The organism is Campylobacter concisus (assembly GCF_003048595.2).
GTDB classification, from domain to species: Bacteria; Campylobacterota; Campylobacteria; order Campylobacterales; family Campylobacteraceae; genus Campylobacter_A; species Campylobacter_A concisus_L.
The window spans coordinates 375,420-395,505 of record NZ_CP049270.1 but is presented as its reverse complement, the minus strand read 5'-3'; the positions used below and the strand labels follow the sequence as shown (position 1 = coordinate 395,505).

At 39.3% G+C, this 20,086-nt stretch carries 19 protein-coding genes; 1 reads left to right on the top strand and 18 read right to left on the bottom strand.

Annotated features, from left to right (window positions below; translation table 11 throughout):
* Positions 1-36: 36 nt before the first annotated feature.
* The 5 genes from CVT15_RS01940 to CVT15_RS01920 all read right to left on the bottom strand — a co-directional run bounded on the left by CVT15_RS01940 (position 37) and on the right by CVT15_RS01920 (position 3,705).
* Positions 37-813 carry an energy transducer TonB gene (locus CVT15_RS01940; RefSeq protein ID WP_103577046.1) on the bottom strand — a complete coding sequence of 259 codons (777 nt, stop codon included), beginning with the start codon at positions 811-813 and terminating at the stop codon, positions 37-39.
* Complete coding sequence (gene exbD, locus CVT15_RS01935) at positions 788-1,171, bottom strand: TonB system transport protein ExbD (protein ID WP_103577045.1); 384 nt, start codon at positions 1,169-1,171, stop codon at positions 788-790. The genes CVT15_RS01940 and exbD overlap by 26 nt, the downstream gene beginning before the upstream one ends.
* Positions 1,158-1,586: a TonB-system energizer ExbB gene (gene exbB, locus CVT15_RS01930; protein WP_103577044.1), complete on the bottom strand. Its 429-nt coding sequence runs from the start codon at positions 1,584-1,586 to the stop codon at positions 1,158-1,160. The genes exbD and exbB overlap by 14 nt, the downstream gene beginning before the upstream one ends.
* A gap of 134 nt (positions 1,587-1,720) precedes the next feature.
* Positions 1,721-2,665, bottom strand: a complete 945-nt coding sequence (gene waaF, locus CVT15_RS01925; protein ID WP_103577043.1) for a lipopolysaccharide heptosyltransferase II — start codon at positions 2,663-2,665, stop codon at positions 1,721-1,723.
* Positions 2,662-3,705 (bottom strand): glycosyltransferase family 4 protein, encoded by a 1,044-nt coding sequence (locus CVT15_RS01920; protein WP_103577042.1) that lies wholly within the window; start codon positions 3,703-3,705, stop codon positions 2,662-2,664. Before CVT15_RS01920 ends, waaF begins: the two co-directional genes overlap by 4 nt.
* Before the next feature lie 119 nt (positions 3,706-3,824).
* Here CVT15_RS01920 and polA point away from each other — a divergent pair, with 119 nt between their 5' ends.
* Positions 3,825-6,461, top strand: coding sequence for a DNA polymerase I (gene polA / locus CVT15_RS01915; protein WP_103577041.1), 2,637 nt, complete (start codon positions 3,825-3,827; stop codon positions 6,459-6,461).
* 75 nt (positions 6,462-6,536) lie between these two features.
* Here polA and CVT15_RS01910 read toward each other — a convergent pair whose 3' ends face one another.
* The 13 genes from CVT15_RS01910 to gatA all read right to left on the bottom strand — a co-directional run bounded on the left by CVT15_RS01910 (position 6,537) and on the right by gatA (position 20,023).
* Positions 6,537-6,935, bottom strand: a complete 399-nt coding sequence (locus tag CVT15_RS01910) for a DUF2809 domain-containing protein (RefSeq protein ID WP_230853962.1) — start codon at positions 6,933-6,935, stop codon at positions 6,537-6,539.
* A 380-nt stretch (positions 6,936-7,315) separates the two neighbouring features.
* The gene (gene dapE, locus CVT15_RS01905) at positions 7,316-8,404 is read right to left on the bottom strand and encodes a succinyl-diaminopimelate desuccinylase (protein WP_107898055.1); all 1,089 of its coding nucleotides are present in this window, start codon (positions 8,402-8,404) and stop codon (positions 7,316-7,318) included.
* Between the two features lie 8 nt (positions 8,405-8,412).
* Entirely contained in the window at positions 8,413-10,326 is a 1,914-nt protein-coding gene (locus CVT15_RS01900) for an EAL domain-containing protein (protein WP_107898056.1), read from the bottom strand.
* Between the two features lie 75 nt (positions 10,327-10,401).
* A complete protein-coding gene (locus CVT15_RS01895) occupies positions 10,402-12,606 on the bottom strand; it encodes an endonuclease MutS2 (protein ID WP_107898057.1) in 2,205 nt (734 codons plus the stop codon).
* Complete coding sequence (locus CVT15_RS01890) at positions 12,603-12,947, bottom strand: hypothetical protein (RefSeq protein WP_103577036.1); 345 nt, start codon at positions 12,945-12,947, stop codon at positions 12,603-12,605. The genes CVT15_RS01895 and CVT15_RS01890 overlap by 4 nt, the downstream gene beginning before the upstream one ends.
* Entirely contained in the window at positions 12,941-13,258 is a 318-nt protein-coding gene (locus CVT15_RS01885) for a hypothetical protein (protein WP_103577035.1), read from the bottom strand. Before CVT15_RS01885 ends, CVT15_RS01890 begins: the two co-directional genes overlap by 7 nt.
* Entirely contained in the window at positions 13,258-14,565 is a 1,308-nt protein-coding gene (gene murC / locus CVT15_RS01880) for a UDP-N-acetylmuramate--L-alanine ligase (protein ID WP_103577048.1), read from the bottom strand. The genes CVT15_RS01885 and murC overlap by 1 nt, the downstream gene beginning before the upstream one ends.
* Positions 14,566-14,651: 86 nt before the next feature.
* Complete coding sequence (locus CVT15_RS01875) at positions 14,652-15,005, bottom strand: MmcQ/YjbR family DNA-binding protein (RefSeq protein ID WP_103577034.1); 354 nt, start codon at positions 15,003-15,005, stop codon at positions 14,652-14,654.
* A 118-nt stretch (positions 15,006-15,123) separates the two neighbouring features.
* Entirely contained in the window at positions 15,124-15,918 is a 795-nt protein-coding gene (locus tag CVT15_RS01870) for a carbon-nitrogen hydrolase family protein (RefSeq protein ID WP_103577047.1), read from the bottom strand.
* On the bottom strand, positions 15,911-16,102 hold the full coding sequence (gene xseB, locus CVT15_RS01865) for an exodeoxyribonuclease VII small subunit (RefSeq protein WP_004317712.1): 192 nt from the start codon (positions 16,100-16,102) through the stop codon (positions 15,911-15,913). The genes CVT15_RS01870 and xseB overlap by 8 nt, the downstream gene beginning before the upstream one ends.
* Positions 16,103-16,105: 3 nt before the next feature.
* On the bottom strand, positions 16,106-17,212 hold the full coding sequence (gene metX / locus CVT15_RS01860) for a homoserine O-acetyltransferase MetX (RefSeq protein ID WP_103577033.1): 1,107 nt from the start codon (positions 17,210-17,212) through the stop codon (positions 16,106-16,108).
* Positions 17,212-18,660 (bottom strand): IMP dehydrogenase, encoded by a 1,449-nt coding sequence (gene guaB, locus CVT15_RS01855; RefSeq protein WP_103577032.1) that lies wholly within the window; start codon positions 18,658-18,660, stop codon positions 17,212-17,214. Before guaB ends, metX begins: the two co-directional genes overlap by 1 nt.
* 4 nt (positions 18,661-18,664) lie before the next feature.
* On the bottom strand, positions 18,665-20,023 hold the full coding sequence (gene gatA / locus CVT15_RS01850; RefSeq protein WP_103577031.1) for an Asp-tRNA(Asn)/Glu-tRNA(Gln) amidotransferase subunit GatA: 1,359 nt from the start codon (positions 20,021-20,023) through the stop codon (positions 18,665-18,667).
* Positions 20,024-20,086 lie beyond the last annotated feature (63 nt).

Sequence of the window (20,086 nt, the reverse complement as noted above, 5' to 3'; positions counted from 1 at the left end):
CAAATAATAAATTACGAGCTTAAATAAGCTTGTAATTTATTTTAGTGTATATGAAATAGGAAAGCGCAGATAACGATCTTGTTTAGGCTTTGGAAACTCAGAACTTGCTCTTTGAATATTTTCTAAAGCACCATTATCAAGCGACTCAAAACCAGAGCTTTTACTAACTTTAAGTTCATCTATGCTGCCGTCTTGCTTGAGTAAAAACCTAACTTCTACAACACCTTGATGCTTCATACGTCTAGCATTATTTGGGTAACTTTTATGTCTCTTAACTGCGATTATAACCTTCGTAAAATCTTCATCACCTTGTGAATTTGATAAATTTAGCTCAGGTGTTATATTTTGAGCTGGAGCTGCAGCGATAGACTTGTTATTGGCTGGTAAATTTGTATTTACACTGGCTGGCGGTACAATAGGCTGCACTGGCTGAGCAATTATCGGTTCAGGCTTGGGCTCTATTTTTTTCTCTTTTTTAGGCTCTACCTTTTTTATTTCACGCTTTGGTTTCTCCACCTTTTTAGGTTCAGGTTTTGGTTCTGGCTTTGGCTCAGGTTTTGGAGGCTCTGGCGGTGGTGGTGGGGCTGGTGGAGTTGGCTCTGGGATAAGCATTTGCTCCGCTATTTGAGGTGCTGAGACTTGTGGCACTGGAGTAAATGAATTAAGAGCTATTTTTATCGGTTTTTGCTCACCTATTTTTATCTCATCAAAATTATATGAAAGCAAAAAATATACTGCTGCTCCATGCACTACAAGCGAAACAGCTAAGCCGCTGTAATTTGAAATTTTATTCAGAGATTGTTTGGATTGCAAAATTTTCGTGGCCCTTCTCTTTTAATATATCAATTACTTTAACAAAGCTATCAAATTTCGAATTTTTATCGCTTTTTAGTTCGATCAATGTCTTTATATCAACAGCATTTAGCTTATCTTTGAGTTCATTCTCAGAAATTTCTACATCATCTATAAAAAATTTATTATCCTTATCAATTACTACGCTTACATTTTTATCGTCCTCTTTGCTTTGCTCAGCACTGTTTGCACTTGGAAGATCAATAGCTATCTTGCCTTGAGCAATAAAAGTCGAAATGCTAAGCACGATAGCAAGCAAAACAAGCATAATATCAATAAATGGGACAATATTTAACCCATCTTTTTTATTTAGACGCATTTTCAGCCTTGTATCTATTTAGCATTACATCTACTTTTCTGACAAAACCATTGTAAATCATCAAAGTTGGTATCGCCACAAGTAGTCCAAAAGCAGTTGCTTTTAGCGCAAGAGAGAGGCCGACCATTATGCTTTTAGTATCGATTCCGCCTGCCATACCCATATCATAAAATGTGATCATAATTCCAGCAACTGTACCAAGAAGTCCTATATATGGTGCATTTGAGTAGATAATATAAAGTGTGGTTAAATTTTTGGTTAGTGCTTCTTCAAGCGATTCGATACTTTTATAGCCTTTTATATCAACGCGTGAATAAAAAATAATACGCTCAATCGTATACCAAAGTACAAAAAAACTCATAATGCCTAAAATCGCAATAATTACATGATCAATGTGATGTTTAATTAGCTCCATAATACCTTCTTAGTAAAAATTTTTGCGTGATTATAGCTATATTGATAACCAATGTCAAATATTTAGTAAAAATGTAGTCAAATAAAAACTAAAATTTTTAATTTTGTATGTATATGTTTAATATTTTTAGAATTTCAAAAATTTAATTTCTTTCTTAATAGCTCTATTTCAGCAATAACCATTTTTGGCGTGAGCTCCTTCATACAGGCATGTGTTTTTATAGGGCACACTCGCTTCATACATGGCATACACTCTAAATTTAAATGCACTATCTTTGCGCTTTCATCTTGCCATGGGCTAGTCTCTTTAAATTTAGTCGGTCCAAAAAGAGCCACAAGTGGCACTTTATAAGCAGCTGCGATATGCATAGGACCACTATCATTTGTCAAAAAGATGCCATTTTTTATAGAGCCTATTAGTTCACAAAGCTCTTTTATACTCGTTTTTCCAGCTAAATTTTCACATTTTGCACCATTTTGTGTAAGTATTTGCTCGATTTCATTACAAATTTCAAGCTCAGCTTTTGAGCCAGTGATCTTCACATTAAATTCGTCTTTAAAATGAAGTGCAACATCTGCAAAATAGTGCGGGTACCACCTTTTGGCACTTCCGTAGCTAGCACCTGGATTTAGCACGAGGAGCTTTTGCTCGCTTTTTTGTGCATCATAGTAAATTTTTAGTTCGTTTGAAATTTCTTTTAAATTTAGGCTTTGCTGTACAAATTTTAGATATTTTTGCACCTGATGCAAGCCTTCACCACTCTTTTTAAAGCAAAATTTTTGCGTTGCTTTTAGAAAAAATAGCAAAAATTTACTAGCAAATGAGCTTCTAAAACTAATAGCAATATCAAATTTTCCAAGCTTTCTAGCTGTTTTTATAAGGCTTAAATATCTTGAGCTTTGCTTTTTACTATTGTCAATAACTACTTTTTCGCACTTTGGATGTGATTTATAAAGCTCACAGGCCACATAAGAGCCAAAAAATACAATATTTTTAGCATTTTTACTTAAATTTTCTATCGCTGCGCTCGCCATCACAGCATCTCCAAGCCAAGTTGGAAGCTCTATAAACACTCTCACTTTTGCTCCAAATTTAGCACTTCGTTTATGATTTCAAGAGTTTTGCTTGCATTTTTTTCTATACTAAATTTTTGTGAAAGTAAAAATGACTTCTCTTGCAGCTCTCTCATCATCTCATTATCATTAAGCACCTGCTCCACTAGCTCCAGTATACTTTCATCATTTGGTTCACGCATGACAAAACGATTTTCTAAAATTTCAGCTGCACCATTTTGAGCCGTTGTAAAGACAATATTTTTAAAGCTAAGTGCCTCTAAAACGACATTTGAAAATGGCTCATAGTGTGTTGGAAATATAAAAATATCGCTTGCTTCATAAAATTTTGCAGTCATTTTTTGCTCACCTGTGAAAAATGCCTTTATCTTTAGCTTTTTTGCTAGCTTCTTATATGAATTTAAATTTTTATCTTTACCTACTATTAGCGCATTTACTGGCGTTTTTAGCTTTGAGACAAGAAGCAAAAAATCCCTTGCTCCTTTTCTTTTAAAGCCGTTTCCTACAAATAGCACAATTGGTAAATTGTAATCGAGTCCAAATTCTTCGCATACGCTAAGTTTTGCTTCTCCTTTTTCTACTTTTTGCGGCAAATTTATACCGTTGTAAATGGTAACTATTTTTGACTCATCGATACCGTAAGCTGAAATGATTTGCTCTTTTATGTAGTTTGAGTTTGCGATTATCTTTTTAGAATTTTTAAAGCAGCGTTTTTCTAGATATGGATAGACAAAATTTAGAGGATTAACCCACCAAAATGGCTTTGTGGCACGATAAATTTTATGCACGCCATCCCCTGCTCTATAAATATCCGCACAACTCACTCGCTCCAAGCTAAAATATACTTCATCGCTTTGTTTTTGGCGTCTTACTTGTGCGTTAAATCTCAAAGCCTTTTTCCATGACGAGGTCCTAGCCTCTCCTAAATATGAGCGTATAGATGTGTCTATACCTACGTCTTTTAGGGCTTTAGTAAGCCTTCTTAAATAGCGTTCGGCACCACCGACTGCGTTTGGATTGATACGTAAAAAAACTATTTTTTTCATGACCTCAAAGCTTTTTATTTTTGTGATTTTTTATTTGTAATGTCCGCCATAATATCAAAAATTTTTATAAATCAGCCTATTTTTTGCCTAAATTTCATAAAATTACACAAAGGATAAAAATGAAAACACTTACGATTATTGACACTTTTGGTTTCTTTTTTAGGCTCTACTACGCCATGAGCGGACTTAAAAACCGCGAGGGCAAGCCAAGCGGTATGATAAGTGGCTTTGCAAATTTTATAGCAAGCCTCAAGGATGAATACCAAAGTGACTATCTCATCTTCGCACTTGATAGCAAAGGCAAGACCTTACGTCACGAAATTTTAGGTGATTACAAAGCAAACAGGAGCGAGCCACCAGCTCAGCTAAAAGAACAGCTTCCAGTTTGCATAGATATGATAGAAAAAATGGGGCTTTACAGCCTTAGCCGCGAGGGCTACGAGGCCGATGATATCATCGCAAGTGCGGTTAAATTTTGTAAAGACAAAGATATATTTGTGCGAATAGTCACCCACGATAAAGACCTTTATCAACTCATAGAGGATGGCAAAGTGAGCATCTACAGCCCGCAAAGCAAGATCGATCACGACAGTGCTAGCTGCTTTGAAAAGTATGGAGTTTATCCGGCACAAGTAAGGGACTTTCTAGCGATCGCAGGCGATAGCTCGGACAACATCCCAGGTGTCAAAGGCATCGGCGCAGTGGGAGCTAAAAAGCTTTTGGCTGAGTATGGCAGCTTAGAGGGAATTTATGAAAATTTAGCCCTTCTTAGAAACGAGCGCACTAAAAATATGCTTGCCGCAGCAAAAGACGAAGCATTTTTGAGCAAAAAGCTAGCCACTTTATTTGATGACGCAGTTAGTTCATTTGATCTTGAGCACTCTAAATTTCCAGAGCAAAATCCTTTGATAAATATCTCAGAAATTTTAAAAGAGTATGATCTAAATAGGCTTCTTAAGAGCTTGCAAAAAGAGGAAAATGCTGAATTTAAGCTTGGCTTTAGAGCAAATTTACTCCTTGATAAAGCTAGCATTGAAAAGCTCTTATCAGACGTCACACCAGAGACCATCGTCGCCTTTGACACTGAGACCACGGGCGTTGATAGCAGGAGCGCAAAGATCGTTGGCTTTAGCTTTTGCTTTAACGACGAGGACGCCTACTACGTGCCGATAGCTCACAACTACCTTGGTGTGCCGCAGCAAATCAGCCTAAAATTTGCAACTTGGGCGATAGGTCAAATTTATAAAGGCTGCGTGATCGGACAAAATTTGAAGTATGACTTTGAGATAGTTAAAAATAACCTAGGTCTAAATCCTCCAGCAAATTTTAAAGACACGATGATACTTGCTTGGCTTAGCGATCCAAACTCGAGCGTTGGCATGGACGCGCTGGCAAAAAGGCTCTATGACTACGACACGATAAAATTTGAAGATGTGGTCAAAAAGGGGCAAACTTTTGGCGATGTGCCGCTAGAAAATGCCGCAAAATACGCGAGTGAGGATGCTTGGATAACGCTTAAATTTTATAAAACTTTTCAAAACACACTTGATAAAAATTTACTCGCCCTTGCCGATACACACGAATTTCCTTTTATCCTCACGCTCTTTGACATGGAACAAAACGGTATCAAGATAAATGAAGCCAAAATGCAAAAGCTCATCCTTGAAAACGACACCAAACTAAAGGCACTAACAAGTGAAATTTACGAGCTAAGCGGCGAAAATTTCAACATAAACTCCGTAAAACAGCTTGGCGTCATACTTTTTGAACACTTAAAGCTTCCAACCAAAAAGAAGACAAAAACTGGCTATAGCACCGATGAGAGCGTGCTTGCTGAGCTCATAGATGCCCACCCAGTGATAGAGAAAATTTTAGCTTACAGGGAGCTATATAAACTGCAAAGCACCTACTGCGAGCCACTTTTAGCACTTGCGAAAAAGGATGAGGGCTCACGAATTTACACGAGCTTTTTGCAAACTGGCACGAGTACTGGCAGACTTTCAAGTAAAAATCCAAATTTACAAAATATCCCAGCTCGTGGTAGCCTTGCAAAGGATGTTAGAGAGTGCTTTGAGGCGCGCGAGGGGTATAGCTTTGTAGGGCTTGACTACAGCCAGATCGAGCTTAGACTGCTAGCTCACTTTAGTCAAGATCCTGCGCTGCTTGAGGCATTTAAAAATGATGAGGATATCCACGCAAGGACGGCTATTAGCATATTTGGCAGCAGCGACGGGCAAAACAGAGCCGTGGCAAAAAGTATAAATTTTGGCCTCATTTACGGCATGGGCTCAAGCAAGCTGGCAAATCAAGTAAATATCACAAGAGCCGAGGCAAAAGAGTATATAGAGCGCTATTTTAAGGCATTTGAGACGATAAAAGACTTTTTGGAGAGCATAAAAATTTCAGCCAAAAACGATGGCTTTGTGCAGACACTACTTGGCAGAAGGCGCTACTTTGACTTCAAAAGTGCCACACCTATGCAAATAGCTATGTTTGAGCGCGAGGCGGTAAATACGGTCTTTCAAGGCTCTGCGGCCGATCTAGTCAAGATGGCGATGGTAAAAGTTAGAGCAAATTTAGATGAAAACGCGAGAATGTTGCTTCAGATCCACGACGAGCTGATCTTTGAAGTAAAAGACGAATTTGCGGAGGAATTTGGCAGAGCGACGCAAAAAACGATGGAGGAAATTTACACCCTTAACGTGCCACTTAAAACATCGCTAAATATCGCCAAAAACTGGGGTGAGCTAAAATAGATAGATAAATTTTGCTAGAGCTTTTAAGATGATTAGTTCCTGCTTTATACTTAAAAATAAAATTGTAATTTATCACTATATCTTTGGACTTTTATACTTTTGCAGAAAGCAAATGACATCAATCAAATAAGCCAGCAAGCAGCCCAACGCGTAACATACGATGTCGCTAACGTCAAATGTTCCGCCAAAGACTATGCGTATTATTAAATTATGAATATCTAAAATTTCAAGTACTTTAAAGTATTGTAAAATTTCTATAGATAGCGAGAAGATAAATATTTCAAATGCTAAAATTTTTGGTGCAGTTTTAAATATAGCTCGTCCAAATGCGTAAAGCATCACCGTAACTAGCACATCACCCAAATAATGTCGCACGAAGCCACCTTTAACAAAAGTTGCGATATAAATTTCGATTGCTAAAATCACGACTGCTACGACTAAAAAGAGCAATCTAGCTCGCAAGCTATGTCTCATTTTCTCGTATTGAAAAGATTTGTATATTTTTCGTTTTACTTGCATTTTTTTATTTATTTGAAATTTTACTTTTTTATAAATTAGAAATGATATCCATACCATCTTTAAAGCCAGGATTATACTGGATATATTTCTCGCCCACAAATGTATTTATAACTTCTACCATATGCTCGTTAAAAAGAGCATTCCATTAGGTTTTACTTGAAATGGCCAAAACCCAGCTATTTCATGAATTGTAACAGATAATAGCAATATTGCCAAATAAAGAAAATTTCTTATTTTTAAAATTCTTTGACAAGAAATATCAATCAAAATAGCTTTTGAAAGTATTTTTCAGACACTTAATAACTTTTTGGTTTAAGGATAATGAAATTTATGGATTAAAATTTTTCTATCAAATCTTTAAAAATTTCATAAAGTTTATTTACTTCGTGGGTGCTAACTCGTTCGTTTTTGGCGTGTATGCGGTCATTTATGACGCCAAATTCTATCGCATCTACACCAAATTCAGCAAAGTGCCTTGCATCGCTCGTGCCGCCCTTTGTATTTAGAACCGGTGTAACGCCTGTAAACTTTGTGACAGAAGCCATTAAATTTTTTACGATTTTGCTATCTTTATTTGTTAAAAATCTCTTTGAGCTTTGTTTTATGCTAAGCTCGTAATCAAGCGCTTTTAAGACCTCTCTAAGATAGCTCTCAACATCATTTACGTCAGTTAAATTTGAGTTTCTCACATTAAACATTATGCTAAGCTCGCTTGGCGTGACGTTGCAAACTTGCATGCCACCTCTGATATCAGTTACCACGATCTTGCTTGGACTAAAAAACTCGCTTCCACCGTCCATATCGTGATCAGCTATCTTATTTAAAAGTGGAGCTATTAAATTTACCGGATTTACACACTTTTCAGGATACGCCACGTGCCCTTGAACGCCCTTTATCACGATCTTGCCATTTATAGAGCCACGTCTGCCAACTTTTATGCTATCACCAAATTCTTTATCACAAGTTGGCTCAGCCACTACGCAAAATTTTGGCAAATCACTTATTTCGCGTAAATATTCAAGTGCTAAAGGCGTGCCATATGTGCCGTCGCCCTCTTCGTCGCTTGTTAAAATAAGACTTAGCTTACCATTAAATTTCGTATCTTTAGCAGCACAAACAAAAGCAGCCACGCCACTTTTCATATCCTGTGCACCTCTTGCGTAGATGTAGCCATCTTTTTCTAGCGGGGTAAATGGTTCACTCTGCCAGCCATCTCCTGGAGGCACGACATCAACGTGTCCAGCAAAAGCTAGATGCTCGCCATCACCATAAATTTTAGAAAGTATGATATTTTTGGTGCCATTTTTTTCTATAAATTTCGCCTCAAAATCAGGCAAAAATTTAGCGATAAGTTCTAAGCTTCCAGCATCATTAGGCGTGATAGAGCGAAAGCTTAAAAGCTCTTTTAAAAAGCTAATTACCACTAAAGGCCTTATGAGCCGGCACGCTCTGGCGCACCAAAATAAAAGCCCTGAAACTCATCTATGCCGATCTCTTTACAGATTTCAAATATCTCTTTTGAATGCACATATTCAGCAATAGTTTTTATACCAAGGTCTTTTGCAAATGCCACAATCGCACTTGCGATAGAGTGTGAATCTTTATTTATGTCTATATCTTTTATAATAGAGCCATCGATCTTCACGTAGTCAGGCTTGATCTTTATGATGTAAGAAAAATTTGAATATCCTGAGCCAAAATCATCGATAGCGATCTTTGCGCCCATGCTTTTTACACGCTCGATAAAATTTGAAACTCTCTCTAAATTTTTAAGCTCTTCATCTTCAACGATCTCAAATACTACTCTACCAGCAACATTGTGCTTGTTCAATAAATTTAAAACAAGTGAGCTAACATCACCATCAATCATATCTCTACTGCTTAAATTTATAGAAAGTACTAAATTCTTATCCTCTACAAGCTGCTTAAAACACTTTTTAATGAGTTGTTTCTCAAGATCAGCATAACGCTTAATGCGCTTTGAGATATCTAAAAAGACATTTGGTGATATAACGTCGCCTCTATCTAAAAGTCTTATCAAACATTCATATTTTACAGGTACCTTTTGATCATTAACTATCGGCTGAAAATAAGGAACAATATTGTTATTTATAGTGGCGTATTGTATCAGTTTAGAGCGTTCTATTTGAGTTGCATATTCCTCTTTTTGATTTAGCCCTTTGAAATAACAAACATAGTCTTTATCTTGCTCTTTTGCTGTTTTTAATGCTATTGTTGCTTTTCTTAGTGTTTGGTCACTATCAAGAGCAAAGCCTATTGTACTATGTATCTCGATACCTTCTATCTCTCTACCATCTTCATCGACTATACTTAGCATACGACCTTTAAAAATTTCTATCAAATCTTCAACCATATCTTCATATCTATCGATAAAGCTATCACTATCTTCTACCAGAGCAAACCTATCTGCTTCTATGCAGTAAGCTTTCATATTCTCATTTTTGGCAAATTCACTGATCAAATCAGCCATCTTTACCAAAATCTGATCACATGCAAATTTACCGTAAAAGTCATTCATCTTACCAAAATCATCAATATCTATAAGCACTACTTTAGGATTTTCATAGCTATTAATATCACGCACCAATGCTGTTTTATTTAAAAGTCCAGTCATCGGATCGATATAAAGCTTTTCTCCAAGCTCTTCTATCTGTTTTTTAGCATCTGTTTTTAATGCGTTATAGTTATTTTTTTCTTTTATATATTTAACCGCATACCATATACAAGTAGACAAAGCAACTATTGCACCAATGAGGCTTAAGATGAATGTTAAAGCCATATTATTTAAAAGCCACTCAAAAAAGTACTCATCATGCGTACCAGTAATACGTTGATCGACCTTTCCTTTAAAGCCTAATATATACTCTCCAACTGGCACAAACATACAAACTTGAGCGGCATTTTCTGGCAAAATTTTTGCCCAAAAATAATCTTTTTGGAAATTATGAGCAAAGATATTTCCACAGCTTTTGTCGTTAAATTCTTGATTTATTATTCTTTTATCTGAAGACGCTACGACCTTGTATCCATTTTTATTATCATCCTTTAATAAAAGGACATCGCCCATAGCACTATCGTTAATGTAAGATTGAAAATTTGCGACATCATATTTGCTGACATTTTTGAAATAATCAACATATTGATATGTCAAATAATCAACTTTCTTTCGAAGATTAAAACCATTTTCAGCAGAAGCATTATTAAATTTAAAATAAAAAACTGCCAGGTTTTCGACTAAAAAAATACTTCCCAAAACAAACACTAAACCTATAATCGTTTTAGTGATGTGTAGATTTTTGCCCGTTTGCTCATCCTTGTTACTCAAAAGTTACTTCCCTTATTTTGTGTACTTGCCCTGATTATATCAACCTTAAAATAAATTTTAACTTTTAGGAAGAAGTTAAAGCCTGACTATTTTAGCTCCATATCCGCCTTGATTTGCCGGTGCATCGTGAAATTCTTTCACGCTTGGATGCTCTTTTAAGAAATTTTTAACCGCAAAGGCAAGCTTGCCAGTGCCGATACCGTGAAATACGCTAACCTCGTCAAATCCCATAACAAGACTATCTGAGATAAATTTATCAAGCTTAGCTATCGCCTCGTCAGCTCTCATGCCGTGCAGATCAAGCGAGAACGAGGCCGTTTTTGGCTTATCTACGCTTAAACTTACGCCGCCTTTTTTAGGCAAGACTACCTCGTTGCCATTTTTTCTTAAAAGCTCGAGTGGCACGCGCAAATTTATACCATTTGACTCGATCATCGCGTCATTTTTAGAGATGCTTAAAACCGTGCCTTTGATATTTTCATACTTCACTCTATCGCCTACTTTTAGGCTCTCGCGCTCAGTTTTTTTAGGTTTAACGATGGCAGCTTTTTTCTCATTTGCCACGTTTAGCGCCCTTTGCTTGTCTTTTATATCCTTGAAATTTATAACAGCTTTTGCCGCATTTATCGCTTCATAATACTCTTTTTCGAGGCGCGAAATAGTCGCATTTAGCCTGATCTCATTTTTCTCTTTTAGCTCTTTTTGCTCCTCAAGTAAGCGCTCCAGCCGCTCCTCTTTTGCCGTGACCTCTTTTATGCCCTCGTCAAGCTTGGTTTGTAAATTTAGCGTCTTTGTGATGATCTCGTTTAAATTCTCTTTATCTTCGCCGTAAATTTTCTTAGCCTGCGCCACTAAATTTTGAGATATGCCGTATCTTGCTGCAGTTTCAAAGGCATAAGACTTGCCGATCGTGCCCTTTAAAAACTCAAATTTAGGCCTTTGAGCCGCCTCGTCGTAAAGTGCCGCCACTAGCTCAACCTCTTTGTTTTTAGCTAGCAACATTGCAAGGCGCTTGTGGTGGGTCGTGATGATCATTTTGATATCTTGAGTGATGAGACGCTCTATCATGACGCCATACAAGCTCGCAGCCTCCTCAAAGTCGGTGCCAAGCTCGATCTCGTCGATGCCGATGATGATCGATTTTTTAGTAAAAAGCCTTGCAAAATGCACCATCCTGCCAGCAAAGGTCGAGATGTCGTTTTTCACACTTTGCGGATCTTCGATGATCGCGTCAAATTCTTTAAAAGAGCCGATCGTTGAGCGGTTTGCGTCGATACGCATAGGTAGTAAATACTTTGCAAGCAACGTGGCTGAGATGATTGATTTTAAAAGCATCGACTTACCGCCAGCATTTACGCCGGTTATTAAAAGCACCTTTTTGCTAAAATCCACACTCACGCTCTTTGGGTTTTTTAGCGCTGGATGGGCAAATTTCTCAAGCTTGATAACATGCGAGCTATTTGGCAAAACAAACTCATAATCACGTGACCTAGCCAAATTTACACGAGCCTGATATGCGTCAAACTGGTCAAAAGCGTTATTTATAAATTTCAAAAAGAGCAAGCTCTTGCTCATCTGCAGGCTAAATTTCTTGCAGTGCTCAAAAATGATCTCCTCTTTTCTATCAAGCAGCTCGCTTTGCTCCTTTTTTAGGCGCTCGGTGCTTGCAGGTGCGACGTAGAAGTAGCCGCCCGAGCTTCTAGCGATCACGGTGCCTTTTAGGGCGTGATTAAAGCCGCCACGCACCAAAAGTGCCTCTTGCGCGTTGATGTAGTGCGTCTGGGTATCGACTAGATAGGGCGTGATGTGCTTTGAGTAGATGAGCTTTTTAAGCTCAGCGTCGATCTGGCGCTTTTTCTCGCCAAATGCCTGCTTTATCGCAGCAAATCTCTCATCCACGCTGTCGCTAAACTCGCCGTTTTCATCAAAGCTGTTTGCCATCTGGCTCATCGCTTCTGGGATCTCTACCTTTGCGATCCACTCGCCAAGCCTGCCTTCAAATTTTTGCTTTTTTAGATATGAAAAATACTTAATGATCTTTGCAAACTCGTAAATTTCGCTGATGTGAAGCACTGCTTGCTTGCTAAGTCTCATAAGCGCGTCATCAAGCTCTTTTATCTCATCAGGCGCCTTAAAATCATACTTTGAAAGCTCGTTTATATTTTCAAAGTGGATTTTGCTGTCGCCTTGTAAAAATAGCGGTTTTTGCCTTGCTAAAAAGGAGTTAAATTTCTCTAAATACTCGCCTAGATCGAGCTTTAAAAATATCTCTTCAGTCATTGCTCACAACTTTTTATAGGCACGATGACGCCTGAGAGATCACTAAATTCTCTTTTAGCCAAAAATGACGCCGTGCCAAATTCGTAGTTAAATTTCTCAGAGCTCACGTTGTATTCGCCACATTTTAGTGTTTTGCCCTGTTTAAAATCGCTAACTAGCTTTGAGATGGCATCCTCGTTCTTTGATAAATTCTCTTCGTAAAAATAGACGCAAATAAGGATCGCTACAAGCACCGCGCTAACGAGCGCTTTTATGCCTTTGCTGATCTTTTCATCTTTTATCGCCCAGATCGCTCCAAAAAGTAGCATCACGCCGGCGATTATTATCAAATTTCTTACCATTTTACGCCCTTATATTTTGCGATGAGCTCTTTGTAAAGCTCAGCATGAGGCTCGATCTTTTCTAAAATTTCAGCCTTAACCTCACTGATATCTTGTTTTTCAACTAACAAGCAAACAGCCATATACGAGGCATTTGGCAGCATCTCTTTTATCTGAGCGCTACTTAGCTTTTGCGACCTTGCAAGAGCGATCAAGATATCTTTTTTGCCTAAATTTATAAGGCTTGAAATTTCATCCTCGCTTAACTCTTTTTCATTTATCTCTTTTAAAATTTCATTTTCATCTTGAGGCTTAAAAGTACTTAGATCCATTAATATCCGCCCCTTAGCTGCACGCTGATATCGCCCGCTCCAAAGCCAACTACGATGCCATCACTTAGGCGATTTTTTACGCCAAATTCATCTGTAAATTCTATGCCCTCTTCAACCCTCTCGACCTTGTCTGTAAAGATCGGGTTATACTCGCTAAATTCGCTCTTCATATCAACTTCGATCGGATTTTCTCCGGCTGCATAAACTGGCAAGATGACAAGCTCATCAACGCCTTTAAAGCACTCTTTAAAGCCAGCTAAATTTGTACTAAGCCTTGTGTAGCGGTGTGGCTGAAATATCGCTGTGACGCTCTTTATGCCTAAAATTTTGGCGTATTCAAAGACTGATTTTAGCGTCGCTTTTATCTCAGTTGGATGGTGCGCGTAGTCGTCTATTAGGACAAAATTTTTGTTTGCACAAAGTATGTCAAAACGCTTTTTGATCCCTTTAAAATTTAGTAAATTTTCTCTTATGTCTTTAAGCGGCGTCTCATGCATAGCAGCAAGAATGGCCAAAGAGGCGTCTATGGCGATGTGCTCGCCCATACCAAAGGCTTCAAATTTGCCTAAATTTTTAAGGTTAAAGCTGGTGTATGGCTGATAGTCTCTTACAACCATCGTAAGCTCGGTGATATCGGTGCTTGGATAAAGCCTGATCGCATCAAGCTTAAGCGTGCTTAAAAACTCATCCTCAGCGTTTATCACTCTAACCTTTGCGCGCTCCAAAAAGCCCTTGTAGGCTGCGTAAAATTTAGCTAGATCGTAGTCGTAGTGCTCCATGTGCTCTGGCTCTGCGTTTGTGACGATGGCTAGATATGGGTTTGAGTTTAGAAAGCTTGAGTCGCTCTCATCCGCCTCAAATACGACGTTATCGCTTTTAGCATAGCGCATATTTGAGCCAAACTGTTTTGAGATGGCGCCGATGATGACTGAGCCCTCGATTAGGCTTGCTAACATCGCAGAGGTCGTACTCTTACCGTGCGCGCCAGCTACTGCAAAAACGCACTTATCCTCAAGCACATAAGGCAAAATTTCTTTTCTTGAAAAGCACTTTATGCCCTTTCGTCTGGCCTCCACTAGCTCGATGTTGTCCTCTTTTATCGCGGCTGAGTAGACCACGAAATCTTGGTCTTTTATCGCCTCTTTACAGTGCGGTGTGATGACCTCGATGCCTTCATTTTGAAGCTCAAGCGTCGTTTTGCTCTCTTTGATATCACTGCCGCTTATCTTGTGGCCTTTTTCGTGTAAAAATCTAGCGATGGCTGAGATGCCGATACCGCCGATGCCTATGAAATGGACTTTTCTGATCTCGTTGTTTAGCTCTTGCAAATTTTATCCTTAAATTTTTTTGTGATTTTAACAAAAACTACTAAATTTAAGGCTGAAAATGGCTTTTATTTGCTTAAGGCAAAACTTTCATCTATCAGGTCAAAAACTATTTTTTGTGAGATTTTGGAGTTTAAATTTACGCTTATCCAGTGCTTTTTATTCATGTGATATGCTTTAAAAATTTGCTCTTCATCAACTAGCACCATGGCTAGATCAGGGCTGCATTTTAGATTTAAAACTTCTATCATTTCATCACTTTCAAGCCCAAGTTTGCTAGCGCTTAACTGCATAAGTAGCGCAAACCACTTCTCATTTTTCTTGTGACGAAAGACATTAATTTTTGGATACTTTGGAAAAATTTGCTCGCCAAAAACGTCAAATTTCTCTTTTATATATTTTTCAATTTCGCTTCGTTTCAAATTTCACTCCAAAATTCTTTTAAAAAGCGATCATTATCATAGTTGTGATGGCACATTACTCAACTCACAATCGTGATAACTTTTGTTAAATTTGCTCTTTCTACCTAGTCGCAGCGTTTTATCTTTTGAATTTAGCCTCTATCTGCATAAAGCCCCAAGTGCTTCTAGCCTCGCTAAGCTCCTTTTTGCTAAGCTCATCGATCATCATCTCTTCGTTCTTGCCGAGTCTATTTTTAACTTCACCAAACGGATTAATAAGCATCGAATCGCCGTAAAAACTCCACTGAGTATCTTCGCTCTTGTGGCTTCCTACGCGGTTTACGCGTAGCACATAGACGTTGTTTGTAAAGGCTCTAACCTTTAAAAGCTCCTCCCAGCGCGCCTGCGAGAAAAATGTACAAGCCGTTGGCACGAGCACGATATCAACCTTTTTAGCACTCATATACGCCCAGCACACATCAAAGTGCGCCTCATAGCCAAACATAACGCCAACTTTAAATTTATCATATGTAAAGATAGGTAAATTTAGCTCATCGCTTGTGTTATTAAAGAATTTAGCCTCATTCCAGTGAGCGTAAGGCATGAGAATTTGCTGATCATATAGCTTGACTTGTGTTGGGGTAAATTTGGCTAGACTTTTAAAAATTTCCTTGCCTTTTAGATTTACAATGGGTGCAACAATATTTAGATCATACTTTTTTGCCATTGCAAAAAGAGCCTCTTTCTTGCGCTCGCTCTGCTCTTTTATGAGGCTTTTTGGCATGCTAATGAGCTCTTTAAAAAAGCTATTTAGCACATATTCACCAAGCACAACCAGCCTTGCGTTTTCGTCAGCACAAATTTTTAGGTAGTAATCCAGCCTTGCCTCACTTAAAGGCTGAGTTGGTAGCTGAAGGGCGCAAATTCTACTCATCATCCACCTGCTTTATGCTAAGTTTTGCGTTTTCTAAAATTTCTCTTGCTTCATTTAAGAGCTTTTTGCCCTGCTCGTGCAGCTTTATGCTATTTTCTAGGCTCACATCATCTTTGTTTAGATCGTTTAAAATTTTATCTGCTAGGGCTAATTTTTCTTCAAAGCTTTGCTCTTTTTGCTCCATTTTCTATCCTTTTAATATATTTTTTATATATCCATCAAATTTTTCTATCTCGACCAAAAAGGCGTCGTGGCCGTAGTTGCTATCTATCTCTACAAAATTTGTCTTTGCGTCTCGGCCCATTTCGCAAAGTGCGTCATAAATTTCTCTCATGCAGCTTGGCGGAAATAGCAGATCGCCTTTAAATGCAATAAGGTGTAAATTTGCTTTGATCGGCGCAAGGGCGTCTTTTAGGCTATCATAGTGCCTTGTGCAGTCAAAGATGTTCATCATTTTTACGATGTATAGGTAGCTTAGCGGGTCAAACCTCTTTGGGAAGTTGTAGCCGTTATACTCCATGTAGCGATCGACCTGAAAATGCCCAAAAAGATCGTAAAGGCCGTCAGTTTCTACGTAGTTTCGTCCAAATTTTTTATCCATGCTATCAGGGCTTAAAAAGCTGATATGCCCTGCCATCCTGCCGTAAGCCATGCCTTTTAGACCATTTTTTCTTATAAATTCCGCGTCATATTCGCCGTTTTTGAAATTTTCATCGTTTAAAATGGCTTCAATGGCGATCTTGTTAAACGCTATCGCCCAAGGCTTAGTCTGATAGGTGCTTGCAAGCATTATGATATCTTGCGCAAATTCTGGAAACTCGATAGCGTAGCAAAGTGCCTGCATACCGCCAAGACTGCCACCTATCACGGCTCTTGCCCTTGTGATGCCAAGCTCGCTAAATAACCTAATTTGCGCCTTTACTACGTCGCTTATGGCAAGGACTGGGAAATTTAGTCTATACTCTTTACCGCTACTTCTATCCACACTTAGTGGCGAAGTCGAGCCAAAGCACGAGCCTAGGATATTTACGCAAATAACGTAAAATTTATCGGTATCGACCGCCTTTTTGTTGCCTATTAGCCCGTCCCACCAGCCAGCTTTCTCATCGCCTGCGTAGGTGCCAGCAGCGTGGTGTGAGCCAGTTAGGGCGTGACAGATCACGATAACGTTGCTTTTATCAGCATTTAGCGTGCCGTAAGTCTCATAAATAAGCTTGAAATTTGATAGCATACGGCCACTCTCAAGATAGAGTGGCTCGTTAAATTTAATAGTTCTAGTTTGCAGGTCTAACACTAATTAACTTTGTAGTTTGGTGCCTCGTGAGTGATAACTACGTCGTGGACGTGGCTCTCTTTTAGTCCTGCGCTTGTTATCTCGACAAATTCGGCTCTTTCTTGAAGAGTTGGGATATCTTTTGCGCCTACATAGCCCATAGCGCTTCTTAGGCCGCCTATTAGCTGATGGATCACATCTTTTATGCTGCCAGCAAATGGCACACGGCCTTCGATGCCTTCAGGTACAAGCTTGTCTTGAGCGGTGCCCTCTTGGAAGTAGCGATCCGAGCTGCCCTTTGTCATAGCGCCTATTGAGCCCATACCGCGATATACTTTGTACTGGCGACCTTGAAATGTTATAAGCTCGCCTGGGCTCTCTTCGCAACCTGCAAGTAAGCTACCTGCCATGACGCAAGCTGCCCCTGCTGCAAGGGCTTTTGCTACGTCGCCTGAGTATTTTAAACCACCATCAGCAATAACTGGGATACCATATTTCGCTGCTTCGCTTGCGCAGTCGTCAATCGCTGAAATTTGAGGCACACCAACACCAGCAACGATCCTTGTGGTACAAATAGATCCTGGTCCGATGCCCACTTTTATGCCGTCTGCTCCTGCTCCTGCTAGGTCTTTTACAGCCGCTGGGTTTGCGATATTGCCAGCTACGACATCGACATTAAAATTTGCCTTTACCTCTTTTAAAGTATCAATAATACCCTTTGAGTGGCCGTGAGCTGAGTCGATGACGATGACATCTACGCCAGCATCAACAAGTGCTTTGGCGCGATCAAGCTGACCAACACCGATAGCCGCAGCCACGCGAAGTCTGCCGTAGCTATCTTTGTTCGCATTTGGATACTCTTTGCGTTTTTTTAGATCTTTTATAGTGATAAGTCCGTCAAGTCTGCCGTCTTTATCGACGATAGGTAGCTTCTCAACTCTGTTTTGAGAGAAAATTTTCTCCGCATCATCAAGAGTGCAGCCCTTTGGCGCAGTGATAAGCGGTGCTTTTGTCATGCGGTCTTTTACCAAAGTGCTCATATTTGTCTCAAATCTCAAATCGCGGTTTGTTAAAATTCCTATTAGTTTACGGTCTTTGTCGATGACTGGAACGCCTGAAATATGAAGATCTGACATAAGGCTTAGAGCTTCAGCCACGGTCGCTTCTGGATTTATAAAGATAGGATCGATGATGACGCCACTTTCGCTTTTTTTGACGCGTTTGACCTCTTTTGCTTGGCTTTCGACGTCCATATTTTTGTGGATGACGCCGATACCGCCCAGCCTTGCCATCATGATAGCAGTTCTATGCTCAGTCACCGTATCCATCGCAGCAGAGACGATCGGGATATTTAGCGTGACGTTTTTGCTGATTCTGGTTTTGACATCAACTTGCTTTGGCAAAATTTCAGAGTATTGCGGCACAAGAAGCACATCCTCAAATGTTAAAGCTCTCTTTACTATCTTCATATTTTTATCCTTTTATTAAATTTTCTAGGCTCTTGGCACCATTTATCAAGGTCTGTTCGTCCCACGCTTTTGAGATGAGCTGGGCGCTCACGTTTAAATTTTGATCATCTTTGCCAACTGGCACAGAGATAGCTGGTAGGCCTGCTAAATTTACGCTGATCGTGTAGATATCGCTTAGATAGGCCTGAAGCGGATCACTGTGGGCTCCAAATTTATAGGCTGTACTCGGAGCTACTGGCATAAATATAAGGTCGTTTTCTTCTAAAATTCTCTCGTATTGAGCTTTTATATGTGCTCTTGCTTTTTGTGCTTTGATGTAGTAAGCATCGTAATATCCGCTACTTAATACAAACGTACCAAGCAAAATTCTTCTTTTTACCTCTTCACCAAAGCCTTCTGATCGTGAGTTTATATATAGCTCTTTTAAATTTTTAGCATCCGCACGCCTGCCGTATCTTACGCCATCATAGCGGCTTAAATTTGCGCTTGCCTCTGCGGTTGCTATTATGTAGTAGGTTGCGACGTCGTATTTTGAGTCTTCAAAATTTGTGTAAGTTATGCTGTGACCGTGTGATTTTAGCTTCTCGATCGCTAAATTTAAAGCAGCTTTTGTCTGCTCGTTTGCGTTTTCGACGTAGTTTTTGATGACGCAAATTTTTAGCTTTTTGTTGCCATCTATCTTGTCGCTAATACTCACAAATGGCACATCTGCGCTCGTGCTATCTTTTGGGTCGTGTCCAGCGATCGCGTCATATAAAATGGCTGCGTCTTCTACGTTTTGAGCGATAGGGCCTATTTGATCAAGGCTGCTTGAGTATGCGCCAAGGCCGTATCTGCTCACTCTGCCGTAAGTTGGCTTAAGTCCTACGCATCCGCAAAATGCTGCTGGCTGACGGATCGAGCCACCAGTATCGCTACCAAGTGCTGCGACTGCAAGGCCAGCTGCGACTGCTGCTGCTGAGCCACCGCTACTGCCGCCTGGGACGTGAGCGTGATTTAGTGGGTTTAGTGTTTTGCCGTAAAATGAGCTCTCAGTTGTGCTTCCCATCGCAAATTCGTCCATATTTGTGCGGCCAAATGGAGCTAAATTTTTACCAAGTAGCTTTTCGATGACAGTTGCGTTATAAGGTGCGAAGTAGCCTTGTAAAATTTTTGAGGCACTTGTTACATTCCAGCCTTTTACTTGGATGTTGTCTTTTATAGCAATTGGTACACCCTCGCCTAGTTTCGCGATCTCTAAATTTGCTAGTTGCTCAACATAAGCGCCAAGCTCTTTTTCTTTTATGATCTTTGCCTCAAGCTCAGCTCGTAAATTTTTTATCTCTTCAGCTGAAAATTTTAAAGCTTCTTTTAAAGTTACCACTATTTTTATCCTTTAAATTTATTAACCAAAAATATGCCAAACAAGCTAACAACGACCACCACA

Coding starts and splice junctions, on each gene's coding strand:
- exbD (WP_103577045.1), bottom strand. CDS start 1,171: ATGCGTCTAAATAAAAAAGATGGGTTAAATATTGTCCCATTTATTGAT.
- exbB (WP_103577044.1), bottom strand. CDS start 1,586: ATGGAGCTAATTAAACATCACATTGATCATGTAATTATTGCGATTTTA.
- CVT15_RS01920 (WP_103577042.1), bottom strand. CDS start 3,705: ATGAAAAAAATAGTTTTTTTACGTATCAATCCAAACGCAGTCGGTGGT.
- polA (WP_103577041.1), top strand. CDS start 3,825: ATGAAAACACTTACGATTATTGACACTTTTGGTTTCTTTTTTAGGCTC.
- CVT15_RS01910 (WP_230853962.1), bottom strand. CDS start 6,935: ATGAGACATAGCTTGCGAGCTAGATTGCTCTTTTTAGTCGTAGCAGTC.
- CVT15_RS01895 (WP_107898057.1), bottom strand. CDS start 12,606: ATGACTGAAGAGATATTTTTAAAGCTCGATCTAGGCGAGTATTTAGAG.
- CVT15_RS01890 (WP_103577036.1), bottom strand. CDS start 12,947: ATGGTAAGAAATTTGATAATAATCGCCGGCGTGATGCTACTTTTTGGA.
- CVT15_RS01885 (WP_103577035.1), bottom strand. CDS start 13,258: ATGGATCTAAGTACTTTTAAGCCTCAAGATGAAAATGAAATTTTAAAA.
- CVT15_RS01870 (WP_103577047.1), bottom strand. CDS start 15,918: ATGAGTAGAATTTGCGCCCTTCAGCTACCAACTCAGCCTTTAAGTGAG.
- xseB (WP_004317712.1), bottom strand. CDS start 16,102: ATGGAGCAAAAAGAGCAAAGCTTTGAAGAAAAATTAGCCCTAGCAGAT.
- guaB (WP_103577032.1), bottom strand. CDS start 18,660: ATGAAGATAGTAAAGAGAGCTTTAACATTTGAGGATGTGCTTCTTGTG.